This is a genomic window from Armatimonadota bacterium (genome assembly GCA_018268395.1).
Lineage (GTDB): Bacteria > Armatimonadota > Fimbriimonadia > Fimbriimonadales > Fimbriimonadaceae > JAEURO01.
Genome location: JAFDWQ010000001.1, coordinates 330,977 through 346,965 on the forward strand (window position 1 = coordinate 330,977; position 15,989 = coordinate 346,965).

Consider the following 15,989-nt stretch of genomic DNA (forward strand, 5'->3'; position numbering starts at 1 on the left):
CTTACAAATCTATTTCCTGAAAACCTATGCGTATCGCAATCTACGCTCGGAAGTCAGAGGAGCGAGAGGACAGGCAAGTCCAGAGTCTTGAAGACCAGATCCGCGAGCTCACCCGACTCGCCAAGAAGGAGGGACACACCTTGGTCGAGGTGTTCCAAGAAGCACGCTCAGCCATGGAGCCCTTCAATCGTCCCGAGTTTGACCGTTTGATGCTCGGCTTTGAGCAGGGTGCCTTTGATGCCGTCTATGTGTGGTCAGTGAACCGACTGGCTCGCAACGATTGGGAGGGAGGGAAGGTGTCGCACTTCCTGAGGCGAGGCAAGATCGCTTTCATCCGGGCGATCGATCGGACATTCCTGCCATCGGACAACGCCCTCATCCTTTCGGTGGAAATGGGCATGTCGGTGGCCTACGTACAGAAGCTCCAGATTGATGTGGCACGCGGCATGCGAGGCAAAGTGGAGCGTGGGTGGCACACCTGCAAAGCACCAGTGGGTTACCGCAATGACCCGGAGTCGCGGGAGATACTGGTCGATTCCGACCGATTCCCCCTGGTGCGCAAGGGCTGGGATCTTGTCATTGACGGAAAGCACAGCCTGGCCGAGATCCACCGAATGCTACAGAAACTTGGGCTCTCAGTGCGGACAAAGAACGGCGTCACAAAGCCGATTTCCTATGCCCGCCTGATCGCGCTGTTTCGCGAACCGTTCTACATGGGTCAGATCGTGTTTATGGGCGAGACCTATCCTGGCAAGCACCAGCCTATGGTCTCCGCTGCGGAGTTTGAGATCGCTCAGGAGCGACTTAACCATAAGGTGGCTGACCGTCGCCCCATCAAGAGGTCAATGCCATTTGCAGGGGCCATGAAGTGCGGCGTTTGCGGGTGTAGCGTCGTAGGCGAAGTACGGCACAAGGAATATCGCAAGACGGGAAACTCTGCGACCTACATCTACTACCACTGCAGTGGATCGAAGGGTTGCCCGAAGCGCGGCGTCAGTCAGGACTACCTGCAGGGCCTCTTTGAGGACAGGATCGAGCGGATTGCCATTCCCGAGACTACCGCTAACTGGTTGAAGGACGCCCTGGTGCAGTGCAGTGAGGCTGACCTAGCGACTGTAGCATCCTCGCTTACCAACCTCGAGACAGACGAACGGCTGCTCACCACACGGTTAGACCGGCTCATGGACATGCGGCTCGATGGTGAGATTGATCCCGGCGCGTACCGTCTCCGAAAGGACAGAATCGAAAGCAAGCTCCTGCAGCTGAAGACGCAGAAGGAGCGAGCGACTAACCGTGAGCAGCTTGCACTACGCGTCGCATACGAGCAGCTTGACCGCGCGATCGAAGCGGAGTCGTGGATGCAGGAGGAGCGAAACTTGGCCACGCTGGGCAAGCTAATGCCGCTTGTCGGTCAGTCCACTCTAACTCTGGGAAAGCTCCAAATCGAGCTCCATCCGATACTACGCGAAATCGCCGCCTTCGAACCTCTCCAAAATGGCTCTGAGAGGCCCCAAAGGGGCGATTCCGTACCTAAGTCTTCAGTTTGGTGGGCCTTGGTACGTGAGCTTCGAAAGATTTCCTTAAGAGAGACAGCATGTGAATAGCAAAGAGCCCCGGCGGTTGCCGGGGCTCTTGGAGTCACCTACTGCAGTAGGCTAGATGTGTGAGGTTCTGAACTTCCATCACACCGATACGAAGTAACGTTCCATAGTGCATCGCTGTGCACGCCCTCATGGTGAGGGGGAAAGAATACTCCTTCAGCAATCCCTTGGGACTACCGCCGTAGCAAGCACTGGGAACTTGTGTCGGCCATTACCTGGCAGCCACATGCAAGTGTAGAACAGCAGCTCTGCTGATAGATCTCAACTGCAGTCGAGACCGACTTTCTACGTCGACACAGGAGACTCTTGGTCTCACTCATCTGTGGCATTGCTGCCTGATGTGCGTCATGCACGCTTACACAGTTCCAGCGTTCAGACGGATACCAATTCTGCGAGACCTTCTCATCTTTCACACCGCGTATGTGTTCTGCGGGAATCCTGAGTAACGGTGAGGTATCACCTGGTGTATCATGGGTTCTTTGGTAGAAGTACCTGGGGCTCTCAACGATTCCCTCTACCCAAACCTAACACCTGTTCTGCTGTTCGTTTGCCAACAGCGTAACATCTGGATTTCAACAGACGGATTGTTCTCAATCAGCGAGAATAGGATGACTCATTGCGTAAGCACCTTCCAGGTGGCGGCTCAGCTCTGTGACAAGCTTGAACATATCCACTCTGTCCATGCACAAACGCATTGATAAACCCATATCGAGATTCAATTCGATAGATTTACAGCCATTCCGCTGCTTCTTTCCGAATCGAACTGTCACTCGAAGAGAACCACTTCCAGAACCAGTTCTACCTCGCACAAAGGGCCCTGCTCCCACTTCCGTGAAAGACATGAGTCCTCTCATGAGCCACCCTGGTAAGAGGGGGTTGCATGCGCCGAGAAGATCTTGATGGCTTGCGCCATATTCGATAGTGATTCCTTGGGAATCAGGAGTCCACGCCAAGCTGTTCGTGAGGGCATCTGACTCTGGGTAAATGACCAGAGGGATTACCACGCCACTAAGCTTGTCTCTTTCTTCCAAAGCTAGCTGGAAAAACCCAGCCTTTAGGCGAGGGACTTCCTCATTACTCTGGAGGTCTCGTCGGTATTCCCGAACGGACAAGATTCCTATTCCTGGGAGAAACACACTCTTGATAAGCATGTTGGAAAGGGCCACACCGGATCTCACGATTGAGTTCTGGAGCCCTGCTTTTTGGGCAAGGAGATCTTTATCTCACATTTGGAGAGAATTGTCAAGTATCTAGACGTTCAGGGCAGATGAACCAAACTAAGATTCTAACTACTTTGAATCTGGAAATGTGCTTGAAACATCCAGCCGTAACAATAGGCAACGTACGTTCAAAATGAAAAACAGGCTACAAGAGCCTGCCTTTCATTTTGATGTTACTTTGGTGGGCCCTAGTGCGTGAACTTCGAAAGATTTCCTTAGCGGAAGTAGGATCGGTCCCCGGAAATGAAGAACATCTGCGAGAAGTCCGCTCTGTCCCTTGAAGAGGGCGGAAAGGACACACATGAAGAAGAACAAGTACACGGAAAAGCAGATCGTCAACATCCTCCAAGAGGCGACCGAGGTCGCAAGACGCAGGCTGAGCTTTGTCGCAAGCACAGCGTGACCCGAACACGTTCTTCGTCTGGAAGCGCAAACCCTCGGGGTTCGTGACGCAGGATGTCAAACATCTGCGCGAGTTCGAGGCAAGAACAACGCCCTGAGCCGGCTGCAATCTGAGCGCGACTGGGAGGCGGAGTCCGCGCTCAGGCTATTCAGAAAGAGAGGTGAGCACTCCCAAGTGTGTCGGTTGCGCGGCTACTGATGGACGTTGGCAGAGCGGCCACGCCTAGAGCTTCGTTTCTCGCGTGCGGGCCGAGATCCTGGACACCCAAATGTTCTGACCTGCTCCTCGTACGACTTCTTCCAAGATTGAGGGCACTGATGCTGGTCGTCGCCGGCAAGGTCAAGCACTCGCGCGTGAACTCGAGGATGATTGGCCTCCCCGCCCCTTAAAGGGACGGAGCGGACTACTCTAATGACTTCTTCATTTCCGATGGGACAGACAACTGTCCCGAAATCATTCCTATGTATTACTCCTTGTCAATCGTTTAAATATTGCGAATCCCATAATGAAGAAGGTAATCAAGCCGGAAGCACCGACCCACATTGGAAGTCCTGGAATCAATAACAAAAGGCTTCCGACTACGAGAAACACAACAATCGAAGAAATCGATCCTGCAATTAGTGATGCGATCCATGGTTTCATGGCAAAACTCCAGGAGTTGCTTTGGGTTTGAGCCAAGGCAGAGCTCCCCAATCGGCGCTCCAATATCTGGTCTTACCTGCATAGATGCCGCCGCCAACTGAGGGGCCAATGTGTCCTCCGCCTGCTGAAAAGCCAATCGGAAACGCACCATTACAGTCAAAATCAAGAATCACGTTCCCACCTGGGCCCTCACCTGCAAAGCCTGCTATTGTAACAGTCGAATCAGCTGTGCCGCTAGAATTGTCGCCGTTTCCAAAACCGACCCCCGGGCCAATTGAACCTCCAGCTCCCAACCCAAGTCCGCCTCCAAAGCTGACATCGCCACCAATGTGTCCCCGGCCATCGAGGCAAACTTCGGCATTAGCCCAGATGCCAATTGGGCCAATCCCTCCAACGCCTCCTGCGCCTATACAGAACCGCCAGAATCCATTAGGATCAATCATGTTGACCGGACTGCCGTTGCAGTATGCGTAGAGATTAGCACCACCTAGGTAACTTACGGGGTCACGTTTTAGCCATCTTCCCTGTGATGGTTCCAGATACCGATGGCCGCAAAGATACATACCTGTCTCGGAGTCGTAGTAATATCCCCAGCGACCGTTCCAGCGGAAGCAATCAGCGACGCCAAGCACCCCGGGGACAGCGATAAACTGGCCGTAAGCCTCATACATCTGCGAGCTCGACACGTTGCCGCTTGCGTCGAGATGGTGCACCACTGAGCCCTGCTGATCGAATTGGAAGTACTTCCACGAAGAGCCATTGTAGCGCGCGACCAATCCGTCCGGTGCGAAAACGTTGATGCCGATGACGCTACCGTTCACGTCGGTTTCCAAAACAGGCTCACCGCCGTCATAGTAGAAGTACCGTGCGGTCGTCGTAGGGTTGTTTCCGCTTGGCGACGTGCCCGTTGCACTATCCTTCCATGCCCGCAGTCCGTCCGAGCGATAACCGTACCAGCGGTACTGGCTACCGTTGGTGATGGTCACAAGTCGTAAAGCCTCGTCCCAGCCGAACGTGGCTCCGGCATACGTCGTGGGCGAGCCGTTGCCGTCGAAGGCATACCCTGTCGCGCTACGCTGGTTGTCCGAGTTGAAGCTCTGGCTTGCACCCCGAAAGGTCGTCGGGTTTCCGGCGTCGTCGAAAGCGAACGACTGCGTGTAGCTGATGCCGCCCCCACTAGGATACTTCGTGTACTGCTCGGCGGTCATGCGGTCCTTCGCGCCGTATGTCCAAGAATACGTCCCTTTAAAGTCCGTTGCCACATGTGTGGAAGCGACCCGTGAGGTCAGGTTCAAGGCGTCGTCCCAACCGAAGGTGTCGTATGCGCTGCGGACCGTGCCTCCAGAGGACTTGTTCGTGACCGAGTAAGGCAGCCCAAGATTGTCCCACGTGTTCTCCGTGTAGCAGCCGTTCGGCAGCGTCCTCGTCTGCTCCCAGCCATTATCGTAGTAACTAACCGACAGCCCGGTGGAGCTTACGTCGGCCGGCGAATGCAGGCTGGTGCAGTTGCCGTTGCCGTCATATCCGTACGTCCACGTGCCGACGGACGTCGTGTTCACGGTCAGCTCCATTTCCGAGCGGCTGCCGTCGGCGTAGTAGGAATGATCGCTCGTCACGGCCGGCGGGTTCACGCTCGGGCCCCCGTAGTCGCGGAACCCTTGCATGACGTTGCCGAGATCGTCGTACGTCCAAGACGCCGTCGGGTTGGTGCGGCCCGAGTTCGGCGCGGCGCCGGTCGAATCCCATAACTTCGAGGGCCTATCGAACACGTCGTAGTCGACTTCGACGTCCTTGCCGGAAAGTCCAGTGTAGGCGACCTTTGACAAAAGACCGTCGTCGGCTGACGAAGCGCCGTATGTGAACGTCCGCACTTGACCAAGGCCGTCGGTCAGGGAGAGGACTTGGCCTTGCAGGTCGAAGGAGTCGTAGGTGATCTTGTCAAAGGAGCCAGTCGATGCACCTGGGTACTCGACTTTGGTGAGCATCCCTTTGGCGGCATAGAAGTATTCAGTCTCGTTGTCGTTGCCGTCTTTGAACGTCTTCGTCCTGTAGACCGGATCGTAAGTGTAGGCTGATTCTTCCGCGTCTCCGGTGACGCCGGCCAAGTGCCCTTCCTTCCCGTATGAGTAGTAAACGGTACGGTCTGCCGTCGAATGTCCCGGCCCGAACGCCTCGACCTTCTTCAGCGGACCGTTGGGCCACAGGTAGGTCGACTTCCTCGTTCCATGATTCGAGCCCGTTGTCTGGACTGGAAGCGTCACAGTGTCCGGCTGGCCCCAATAGTAGTACGACATCGTCGTCTCGATCCCGGTCGGATCGATCGAGTTCGTAACGTGGTGGCGGCCGTCCCAGCGCAAGTGCTGCGTCGTGTCGGTCGAGCTCGAGACGTTCGTCGTCACCGTGATCGGCTCCCCAAGACGCTCGGATTGCGAGTGCGAACCGTCCGTTGTGTAACCGTAGGAGACGACGTGGGTGCTGACTGCGTTGTTCCCGGGCGAGGTGACGGTCGCGACGTTACCGAGGGATGTATAGGTGATCGTGGTCGTCTGCTGGCTGGACGTGCCGCTCTGACCAGGGATCGGGCTCAGGACTTCGTGCAGTGGACCACTGATCTGGTTCGTCCCAGCGCTGTAGTAGGTGAAGTTTGTCGCAGTCTGGTAGGTCGATCCTTGGTGGGTCTGCACCTTGTTCAATCTTCCCAAAAGGCACAGATCGTCAGAGCTGTCGGATTCCAGGTTCCAGTCGTACTGTGTGACGATCCCTGAAGGGGTTGTCGACTCGGTCAGCCTTCCGTGCGAGTCCCAGTCGTACTCCCACGTCCGTGTCAGACCGCCACCCGCGTTCGAATAGTGCTTCTTGACCTGGGTAGGCCGATAAGAGGCGGTAGAGGAGTAGGACGGGTACTCGATGACCGGATTTCCGTCTGGATCATAGACTCCTGAGATCATCATGTTGCCGTAGTACTTCGCAAAGTACGTATAGACCGGGCTGTTCGTGCCGTCCGAAATCTCGACGAGCGTTTTCGGTTGACTGTCGACGTTGTACGTGAATTGAGTCTTGTTGCCGTTGGCATCGATGATGTTGTCGACCTTGCCTCCCGCCAGGTAGTTGATTTCCAGTGTTTCGGTCAGCAGGTGACCGGAGCCGTCCACTGCTCCGGTAGGGGTGGGCCCGGTCAGCGAACTCAGGTAAGGGACAGTGTACGAGGAAGTCCCCGCCTGGTAGTTGGTGTAGCCGTAGACGTAGCGTGCGGGTGGGCTGCCCGTACTCCCGGACTGCATCTGAGAGACCTGGTCGAGCTCCCAGCTCACCGAGGAATCAGAGCCTGTTCCCGTGCACGGATAGTCGGCGACGTTGTAGTAGACGATCCGACCGTCCTTATCAGTCGCGGACTCTGCGTTGCCGTATCCATCGAGGTCGAGGGTCAAAAGGGCGTTGCCCGAGGAGTCTTTGATGGCGGTCAGCCTGCGGACGTTCGAGCGGGTGTCACCGGGATCGAAGTCGTCGTATTCGAACTGTATATACCTTCCGAAACTGTCATACCACTTCTGCGGTCGGCGCATACCTATCGTCTCGCTATGGAAGTGGGAGTAGTCGCCGAACACGATGTCGATGGAGTCGTCCGTGTTCCACGACCCGTAGATCGGCCTTCCGTCGCGGGCGAAAATGGCGACCGAACCGTTCGCCTCGTCCGGCGTCATTTCGCTCGGGTTGTACAGGGCCACCGTCGCGTAGTTAGGGTAAACGATCATCCCGTCGTACCACACGTCGTTGATCTCGTACGGAGGGAACACCATATAGTTGTACGGATGGGTCCAGCCCATGCCGAACGAACTGTCGTAGTCCATCAGGCTGTAGTACGAGCGCTGCCAGACTACACCTGGGCCGATCGGGTTGTAGACGACGAGATCTGGGCCAGGCTTATACTCTTCTTCCCCTGAAGCGAGGTTCACGGGATCCTCGCATAGGTTGCCGTTCTTGGCGGCAACTGGCAAAGCAAACGTGCCGCCCATGTGACCTGCTGACCTGACAAAATTGCCGCAGCCTTGCATGGGACAGGGGTCACACGGGACACAATGTGGCCCCTGAAGCCGGTGGGGGTACTGGAACGCAAGTGAACCCTCGGCAGCTTCGATACCCTTGGAGAGCTTCCCCGCGATATCGGGCTTGACAGCTACGGCGGCCGCTACCGACCTGGCGTCCAACGACTTCCAGGCCCTAAGCCAGTATTCCACTGAGGACAGGTCTGTTAATCCTTCGAGTGCCTTAACAAGGCTTCCATCGGGCTTGCTTAGGGCCGCATAGGGTCCAGGATCCATCAAGCGCCACTGCTTCCATGTGACTTCAAGCTCGCCTCCGGGCCATGGGCCGCAATCAGTGCACATGTATGTCACGCCGCTCTTGTCGGCTTTCACGGCCGTAACGTAGTGGTCCCGCTCGACCAGAACCACGACGGGCATACCGTTGTTCTCCTTCAATGTGTCGATCAGGAGTTCAGGTGTTTTGAGGGTGAACGGGACCGCGCGGAGCCCAAAACTGCTTGCTCCCTTATCGATGTCGCGGAGCGAACTGCCAAGCCCGGTGTGCGGCACGTTCTGTTCGATATCTGATCGTTTGTAGGGTTTTCCAAGCTTGTCGAGCGCGATCGCGACCGAGGCAGCACCGGCCATCGGGTCGGAAAACGCCGGCTGCCTGATCCCCGCCTTGGCGTGCTCCTCATGGTACGCGGCGCAGGCAAAGGCCTTTCGCTCCCAGATCGCCAGCACCTTAGGGTTGATGACCGAGTGGTTGTCGTGAATCAGATCGTCCAGTTCTCGCTGGGCTGCCTTGTAGCGTCCGGAGTAGAAAAACGCCATGGCCCGGTCGAAATGAGCCAAGGACACAGCCGATCTATCAACAGGCCTGAGCCTGAGTACCTCGCTGAATTTCGTTTCAGCTGCGAACGGGTCACGTTTCAGGCCAAGGTCGATTTCGCCGAGTCGGATCAAGGCCTTGGCCCGAACTTCTACGTCGTCGGACTTGCAGTCGTCGTTCCACTTCGAGAGCGTCGCAGCATCGATAGGCTGCGTGAGCCGTTGACCTTGATCGAGTTGCGTCGGCATCTTCTCGACCATTGGCCGCACGATGACTTTCGGACGTGCCGGGGACGTGTCTACGATCGGCAGAAGCCTGGTGGCGGCGTCAGACGGGACTGAAGCGAGTATCGAGAGCGATGCGAGAAGTCCGATGAACGCCATGTCTGTTCCCTCCCTTGTTCACGGTGTTACCGCGTGCCGGTCGAATTACAGATATCACAAATATTGATAGACACTCCTTTTTATTAGTTATTTCTAATGCGTCAAGCCATCTCCTGCAGTCCTATAGTGAGCGTCGGCCAATCCGGCGGGTCTGACGCTCCAATGAAGAAGCCCCGCTTATCGCGGGGCTCGGAACGGGTTCGCCAATGAGCGTGTCAGTGGATTGACAGGGCTTGAAAGACCCGGCCACTTTCCGTCGGCAAGTGCCAGGATCAAGCGATCAACCGTGTGGTTGACACAGGAATAGGTTGGCAGCTTTCTTGGTGCACGGCGGGAAACTGCGAGATCGGTCTTGGGATCCCATTGGTAGCGCCACAGCCTTCCAGCTCGGAAGGGTTCGTCGCGAAGGTCGAACCCTAAATGGAACCGGATACCACCTGAGAAGACGACTATCCGGGGTGTGCCCCACCGAAGTGGAACGACGGCAGCCCGACGATGTGCTTCGTTATGTACGCCGCAAACAAGTATTTCGGCATTCAGAACTCTCCGCTCAGCTTCGCGTTCGATTTCGTCGAGAGCACTGCGATCCCATGGGCGATCTCCCATGGCACTCTCGATGCAGGCGAGCTTGCCGTGCAGCAGTCGGACGTTTCCGTACAGCCAGAGCCCGCCGGATTCATAGTAGCTGGGTTCGTCCTCATATCGGGTGCATCTTCGTGAATGAGGTTCAGGACGCAGATGATCGGATGGGTCAGATATGTTTGTAAGGGGCATTGTCGAGACCTCTCGACCCGCTTGCGGCAGTGCGTGCCGGGCGTGTCCTTGCCATCAAACAGGCGCAAAAGAGGTGACGCACCTTACGCGCTGTTCAGGAAACATTGGGGCAGGCCTAGTCAGCTGTGAGGCCAAGAAGGCATCCGCAATGCTGACGCAATACACAGGTCATCACCTGATCGCCACGTAAGACCAGGGCGTTGATGTCCTCCTCCTTCATTGCGGAAAAGTCTGTCGGGTAGCTGTTCACGCGCTCACGCGGTATGAAGTCGGCAGGTCGGTTATCGAGCTTTTGGTCATTCTGTCCGAGGTACGCGAGAGCAAACCCTGTTATGGCCTTTGCCTCCTTCTGAGCGTGAAGCATGGCCATCCCGGAATCTTGGAGCTTTCTAAACTGGATGCCGGTGACAGCCAACAGCCGAGGAAGCAGCCAATATGGCAGGGACAGCTCAGAGGGTCGCCCGAGGCCAGCGGACGAGCACAATATGAAGTCGACCTTTACCGCAAGGGCGCTGATGGAAGGATCCTTCGCAGGATCCAGCGCAGAGATTCCCAGGTTGTCGTAAACTCCACCGTCCGTCAGCAAAACCCGCTGATTATTTGCCCCGCCAAGGGACAGCCGAAGGTCTAGAGCAGGCAGAACCGGTGGGAAGGCCGCGGAAGCCGCCACAGCCGTCGCGAGCGAAACTCGGTTTGCTTCTGCCTTGCCCAGTTGATAGTTAGCCGCTCCTCGTTTGCTGAACCGAAATGCCGTCCCGGTTCGGAGTTCGCAGGCATTTACAATCAGTTCCAAATCATCCCGGTTTCCGTCAGCAAGAGACCCTGGAAAGAGCTTGCGAAGTGAACGCTCAAAAGCCGTCGTTCGAGAAGCCCACCGGCAGAAAGGGGGCTGGATCCGTTTCCAAGCTCCACGCCTGGTCAAGCCCAATGTCCAAGAGACGAAATGCACGACTCCACGGGCAACCAGCACAGTCGCATTGATCGGGTGCGCCACGATTACCGTACCGAGCCACAGCAGGAGGTGGTTAGGGTGCATCGCTGCAAGAACAATGTCCCGTACGAGGCCCCGCTTCAATAGAGACCGCACGTGAACCTCAAAGTCGTCGAACGGTTGCTCGACCGCCGACCGAGTCCAAAGAGCTCCGATCACAGAGCCGCCCGACACGGTTGACAGGACAGAAACCTGCGACAAGAGTCCGACTCGATCAAGGGCCCGCATCGCCCCCAGATGAAAGGCGATCGCACGTGAGCCGCCTCCGGAGAGGGCTAGGCCGATCTTGGGACTGGCGCCCGCTTCCTGCCGGGCACATTCGTCTATGTTCGTAGCCGTAGCCTTATCTGAATCTAGCGCTTCGTCTACCATAAAGGGAAGCTAACATATGAAAGCACTATACCCGTGGCCGGAAAGAAGGTATACTGACGTCCACTATGCATAAAGCGACGGTGTTCCCCCTTGGCAATGCGGAAACCTTGCGGCTCGACATCAACGACGGCCTGAGGAAGGTCTTGGTTGATTATGCAGATACGCGCGATCCTAACAACAGCTTTGACCTCAGATGCAAGTTGGCCGATCTCCTTCTCGCCGACTTGGCTGCTGCCAAGCGCAAAGACTACGACGCTGTCGCCTTCACGCACTTGGACGACGACCATACGTGCGGGGCAGGCGACTTTTTCTACTTCGAGCACGACAAGACGCGACAAGGCGACGACCGGATCAAGATGACCGAGCTCTGGGTTCCTGCCTTTGCCGTGCTGGAGACGAATCTTGACGGGGACAAGCTCCTCATCAGGAAGGAGGCTCGGTGGCGACTAAAGGAGCTCGGCGGCAAGGGAGTGCGTGTGTTTTCAGCCCCGGGCACCCTGAAGAAATGGTTCGAAGATAACGACCTGGATCTCGATGACTACAGGAAGCGAGGCATCGTGCTTGACGCTGGCAAACTTGTTCCTAGCTTTTCGCTCGCGAACGACAATGCCGAGTTCTTCATTCACTCGCCCTTTGCGTCCCGAACCGAGGATGGCGAACTCCACGTGCGAAACACCGACGCCATTGTCATGCAAGCTGTGTTCCAGTGCGAGGACGGGAGCCAAACCAAGTTCCTGATTACCGCAGACGTTCCGTACAGCCAACTGGACGAAATCGTTCGGGTGACGAAGCTTAAGAAGAACGAGGCACGGCTCCAGTGGGACATTTACGACACCCCGCACCACTGTAGCTATACCGCGCTCGGCCCAGAAAAGGGCGAATCCAAAACCAAACCGAGCGACAACGTCAAGTGGCTCTTGGAACAGGGTCAGCCAGGTTCCCTAATCATTTCCAGTAGTGATCCCATCCCAAACGTGGACACCGATCAGCCGCCCCACCGGCAAGCCGCAGCCACCTACCGGGACACAGCAAGTGACCACGGTGGAGAGTTCACAGTGACAATGGAGCACCCTAAGGCTGCCAACCCCAAGCCGCTAGTAATCGAGATCACGTCGCTGGGTGCGGCGATCGTCCGAGAGGCTTTGCCTGCCGCCGGCGTTGTCGCAACGAGCCAGCCGGCTCATCGCGTGGGATGATGGGGGACGACTGGGAAGCTCCCGGAGAAGTTTGCCCCGTCGAATCCTTGGCTGTTGAGCGCGCCCGGGACTTTGCGAGGCTCGTCGGCTCTGGTGCTAGTCCCTTCGCAGAGGTTTTCGAGACACGCAAGCATGCCGACGGCACCGAGGTGGTCGTCCTCGAAGTGGCAGCGACAGTACCCCAGCGTCCGAAGGTTGCCATTGCTCGGATCGAGCGCCTCTCCGTTGCTTTTACGCATGCGGACTCCCACTATCCCGACATTCGTGCTCTGAGGCAGGACTTCCCGAGGGATCGCGTTCTGCACCTGAACGGTGGCGTGCCAGACTCGGAACCCGCGAGCCTTTGCTTGTTCGAAGAAGCCTGGCCCGACGTTCGGATCCGCCTGACCGCTGCTGAGCTTCTCTTCCGTATTCAGAATTGGCTGACAGACACGGCCTCCGGAAAGCTACACCGTAAAGACCAGCCGCTCGAGCCAGCCTTTATGGCCAGGTTCACGCCGCTCGTACTTAGTTCCACCACAGTCGAGAGGCTAGCGACCGATCTGAACTCGCTGAATCTGGGCATTGTTACGTCCCCCTGGGGCGATGTACTTTTCGAGCAACGGCTAGACCGTAATCCAACGGGCAAAGCTCCGCCTGCCCTTGTCCTGGGAGTGGTAAGTGCGCCCCATGGTCACTCGATCCGCCTCGATGCTCCGACCAACCTCGCTGACCTGCACTCAAGCTTGGAAGCGGTCGGAATCGACCTTCTCTCGGCCGTCAGGGAACGTCTTCTAGGGCAGTCGGATGAACAGCTCACAGAGAACAGGTTCATGGTTATTACCGTGCTCCTGATGCGTCAGAGAACCGAAGGATCTGAAGCGGAACCGGAGTTGGTCGCCTTCACGTGCACAGCCGCACCTGTTCAGACTTCGAATCTGATCACGTTTCGGGCGGCCGTGGGCCTTACCGGTCAAAACCTCGATCAGTCGAAGAAGGGTGAATCCATTGTCGTGCGACATCTTAGCGTTCGCTTCGACCTCTCGCCCCAGCTTGCGGCACGATACAGTGGAGAAAGCCCGAGCGAGTATAAGCTCGTGGGGATCGGCGCTGGCGCGCTAGGATCCCAAATCGTAATGAACGCCGTCCGAGGCGGACTCGCCGACTGGCATATTGTTGACAACGATGTCATCCTCCCTCATAACCTGGTGAGACATGCCCTTTCAGGCCCTCACCTTGGACATCCTAAGACCGCCGCACTCGCCTCTGAAGCGAACACCATTCTTGACGTCGGTCTAGTTCGGCCAGTGTTTGCTGACATGCTTGCCGCCACGACGGGCGAGGCTCTAAATGTGGCACTGGACGCCGCCTCCGCCATCGTGGACATGTCGGCGAGCGTCGCAGTGGCAAAGCACATAGCCTCCGACCTTGCTAGCGCTGCGAAACGATGCTCCATCTTCGCCGCACCTTCGGGCCGTGATCTGGTGTTTCTCGGAGAAGACGGTGCTCGTCAGTTTCGCCTAGACCACCTGGAGGCACAGTACTACCGTGCAGTCGCAGAGGAGGGCAACCTCAAGGGCCACATGCTTGGTGCCCGAACGATTGGCAGTTGCCGCGACATCACGGCGGCCGTCTCCCAGGCCTTGATCGGGGGGCATGCTGGCCAAGGGTCGCGAATTCTCAGAGACTGGTTGAAGGTAGATGTCCCAGTAGCGCTCGTACTGAGGTCCAACCAAGTGGACTATGGTCAAACCCAGTGCACGATCCCCTTGGGAGTACCCGTCGAGGTCGGAGCGCTAGGTGACTGGTCGGTGCACACGGACACGAGGCTCCTCGAATCGCTCCGAAAACAGCGACTCGAACATCTGCCTAATGAAACCGGTGGTGTCCTACTCGCGCACTTGGATATTCAGCGTAAGACGATTTACGTCTGCCATGCGATACCGGCGCCCTCAGACAGCGATCGGCAGCCGACTGTCTACATCCGGGGAACAGCCGGTCTCTTAGAGGAATACGAACGCATTCGGGCTGAGACGCTTGGCGGCCTCGTGTATGTCGGCGAGTGGCACTCGCATCCTGACGGATCCGCGTGCTCGCCGAGTGATGATGACTTCGAGGCTGGCATCTCGCTCGCGGAACAAACCAGACCAACTTCCATTCCGGGCCTGCTCCTTATTGTGGGAGAACGTCAAGAGACCTGTTGGATGCTTTGTCAGGGTCCAGAAGCGGACGGTGAACCAGCAGTCCTCCGTTTGACGTGGAACGCCGATTAGGGTCCTAGCTACGGATCCTTGCCGAACCGGCTCCAAGTTGGCGATTATTCATGCGTCGGCTCACGGTGAAGTTGGCGGCACTGCCGCACTCCCTATAGGAGCGATCACCGACATGCAATTTGAAAAGTCCTGCGGCGTGATTGACCTCGAATGTGTCTGAACGCATCTACGAGGCGGTCACCGCCCACATCACTAACGCCCTCATGCGAGGGGTCGTGCCATGGCGAAAACCTTGGCGCGGCAGTCACTCGATGCCTTTCAACGCGGTCAGCAAGAAGCATTACCGTGGTATCAACGTCTTTCTTCTTGCCCTCGCACACTTTACCGATCCGCGGTGGGTTACATTCAACCAGGCCCGCGAACTCGGCGGCACTGTTCTCAAAGGCGAGCGGGCAATGCCTGTGGTCTTCTGGAAGCCATGGTCTACAGAAGGCATAGACCAAGAGACCGGCGAGGTCTACGTTTGGCGCGTGCCGCTGCTCAAGCGGTTCCACGTGTTCAATGTGGAGCAGTGCGACGGCCTTGAGCTCCCGACGCTGTCAACCACGGCAGTCAATGAGCACGCGAGGATTGAGCGTGCAGAAGCCTTCTTGAGCCAGATAACCGACCCTCCTGAAGTACGGCAGCAAGGCACCTCGGCCTGGTATCGACCAGCAGAAGACCTTGTCCAAGTGCCGCCGCTTGAGTGGTTCGAGACCGCGGACTCCTTCTACGGGACCCTCTTTCACGAGCTCGGTCACGCGACAGGGCACGAGAAGCGTTTGAACCGCCCATCGGTGACGGGGGAAGTTCAGTTTGGGTCAGGATCCTATAGCCGCGAGGAGCTCATTGCGGAGCTCACGTCGGCGTACTGTTGCGCAAGCATCGGCCTTGACAACTCGCTGATCGAGAATTCGGCAAGCTACATTCAGTCTTGGCTCTCGGCTCTGCGCACGGACAAGCGCGCTCTTGTCGTGGCTGCCTCCAAGGCACAGAAAGCGGCCGACTATCTCCAGGGCATGTTCAGCAGCGACCACCCAGTCTAGTTCACCCCTCACCATTTGGTGGGGGTTTTTTCTTCTCTTCACCAACCGAGAAGACGCTTGCCTACGAGCAAGAGCACGGCGAACGCAAGCAAGACGAGCACAGCAAGGTCGTTGCGTCGGGCATAGAGGAGGTCACGTTTGTCGATCCGGCTTGCGCACCAACGGCAAACGACCCGCATCCCGTAATGTGATTGCACATGGCTCACCGACGCCTTAGGGTAACGCTTGCGAATCCACTCGCCGGTTTTGACCCGCCGGCGCAGCTGGCGGCTCTTT

8 protein-coding genes are annotated in these 15,989 nt (G+C 57.1%); 5 read left to right on the plus strand and 3 right to left on the minus strand.

The annotated features are described in order from the left end of the window. The first annotated feature begins 26 nt into the window (after nt 1-26). Entirely contained in the window at nt 27-1,604 is a 1,578-nt protein-coding gene (locus JST30_01425) for a recombinase family protein (GenBank protein ID MBS1712975.1), read from the plus strand. Between the two features lie 2,258 nt (nt 1,605-3,862). Here the strand turns inward: JST30_01425 and JST30_01430 are convergent. Next, a complete protein-coding gene (locus tag JST30_01430; protein MBS1712976.1) occupies nt 3,863-9,103 on the minus strand; it encodes a hypothetical protein in 5,241 nt (1,746 codons plus the stop codon). A gap of 507 nt (nt 9,104-9,610) precedes the next feature. Here JST30_01430 and JST30_01435 point away from each other — a divergent pair. Further along, nucleotides 9,611-9,823 (plus strand): hypothetical protein, encoded by a 213-nt coding sequence (locus JST30_01435; GenBank protein ID MBS1712977.1) that lies wholly within the window; start codon nt 9,611-9,613, stop codon nt 9,821-9,823. Nucleotides 9,824-9,992: 169 nt separating this feature from the next. On the opposite strand, the gene JST30_01440 is transcribed toward JST30_01435, so the two are convergent. Next, nucleotides 9,993-11,240: a patatin-like phospholipase family protein gene (locus JST30_01440; protein MBS1712978.1), complete on the minus strand. Its 1,248-nt coding sequence runs from the start codon at nt 11,238-11,240 to the stop codon at nt 9,993-9,995. 65 nt (nt 11,241-11,305) lie between these two features. Here JST30_01440 and JST30_01445 point away from each other — a divergent pair, with 65 nt between their 5' ends. The 3 genes from JST30_01445 (at nt 11,306) to JST30_01455 (ending at nt 15,713) form a co-directional block, all read left to right on the plus strand. Then, nucleotides 11,306-12,436 (plus strand): hypothetical protein, encoded by a 1,131-nt coding sequence (locus JST30_01445; GenBank protein ID MBS1712979.1) that lies wholly within the window; start codon nt 11,306-11,308, stop codon nt 12,434-12,436. Continuing rightward, on the plus strand, nt 12,433-14,688 hold the full coding sequence (locus JST30_01450; GenBank protein ID MBS1712980.1) for a Mov34/MPN/PAD-1 family protein: 2,256 nt from the start codon (nt 12,433-12,435) through the stop codon (nt 14,686-14,688). The genes JST30_01445 and JST30_01450 overlap by 4 nt, the downstream gene beginning before the upstream one ends. 152 nt (nt 14,689-14,840) lie before the next feature. Then, complete coding sequence (locus JST30_01455) at nt 14,841-15,713, plus strand: DUF1738 domain-containing protein (GenBank protein MBS1712981.1); 873 nt, start codon at nt 14,841-14,843, stop codon at nt 15,711-15,713. Between the two features lie 38 nt (nt 15,714-15,751). On the opposite strand, the gene JST30_01460 is transcribed toward JST30_01455, so the two are convergent. Then, a complete protein-coding gene (locus JST30_01460; GenBank protein ID MBS1712982.1) occupies nt 15,752-15,919 on the minus strand; it encodes a hypothetical protein in 168 nt (55 codons plus the stop codon). Nucleotides 15,920-15,989 lie beyond the last annotated feature (70 nt).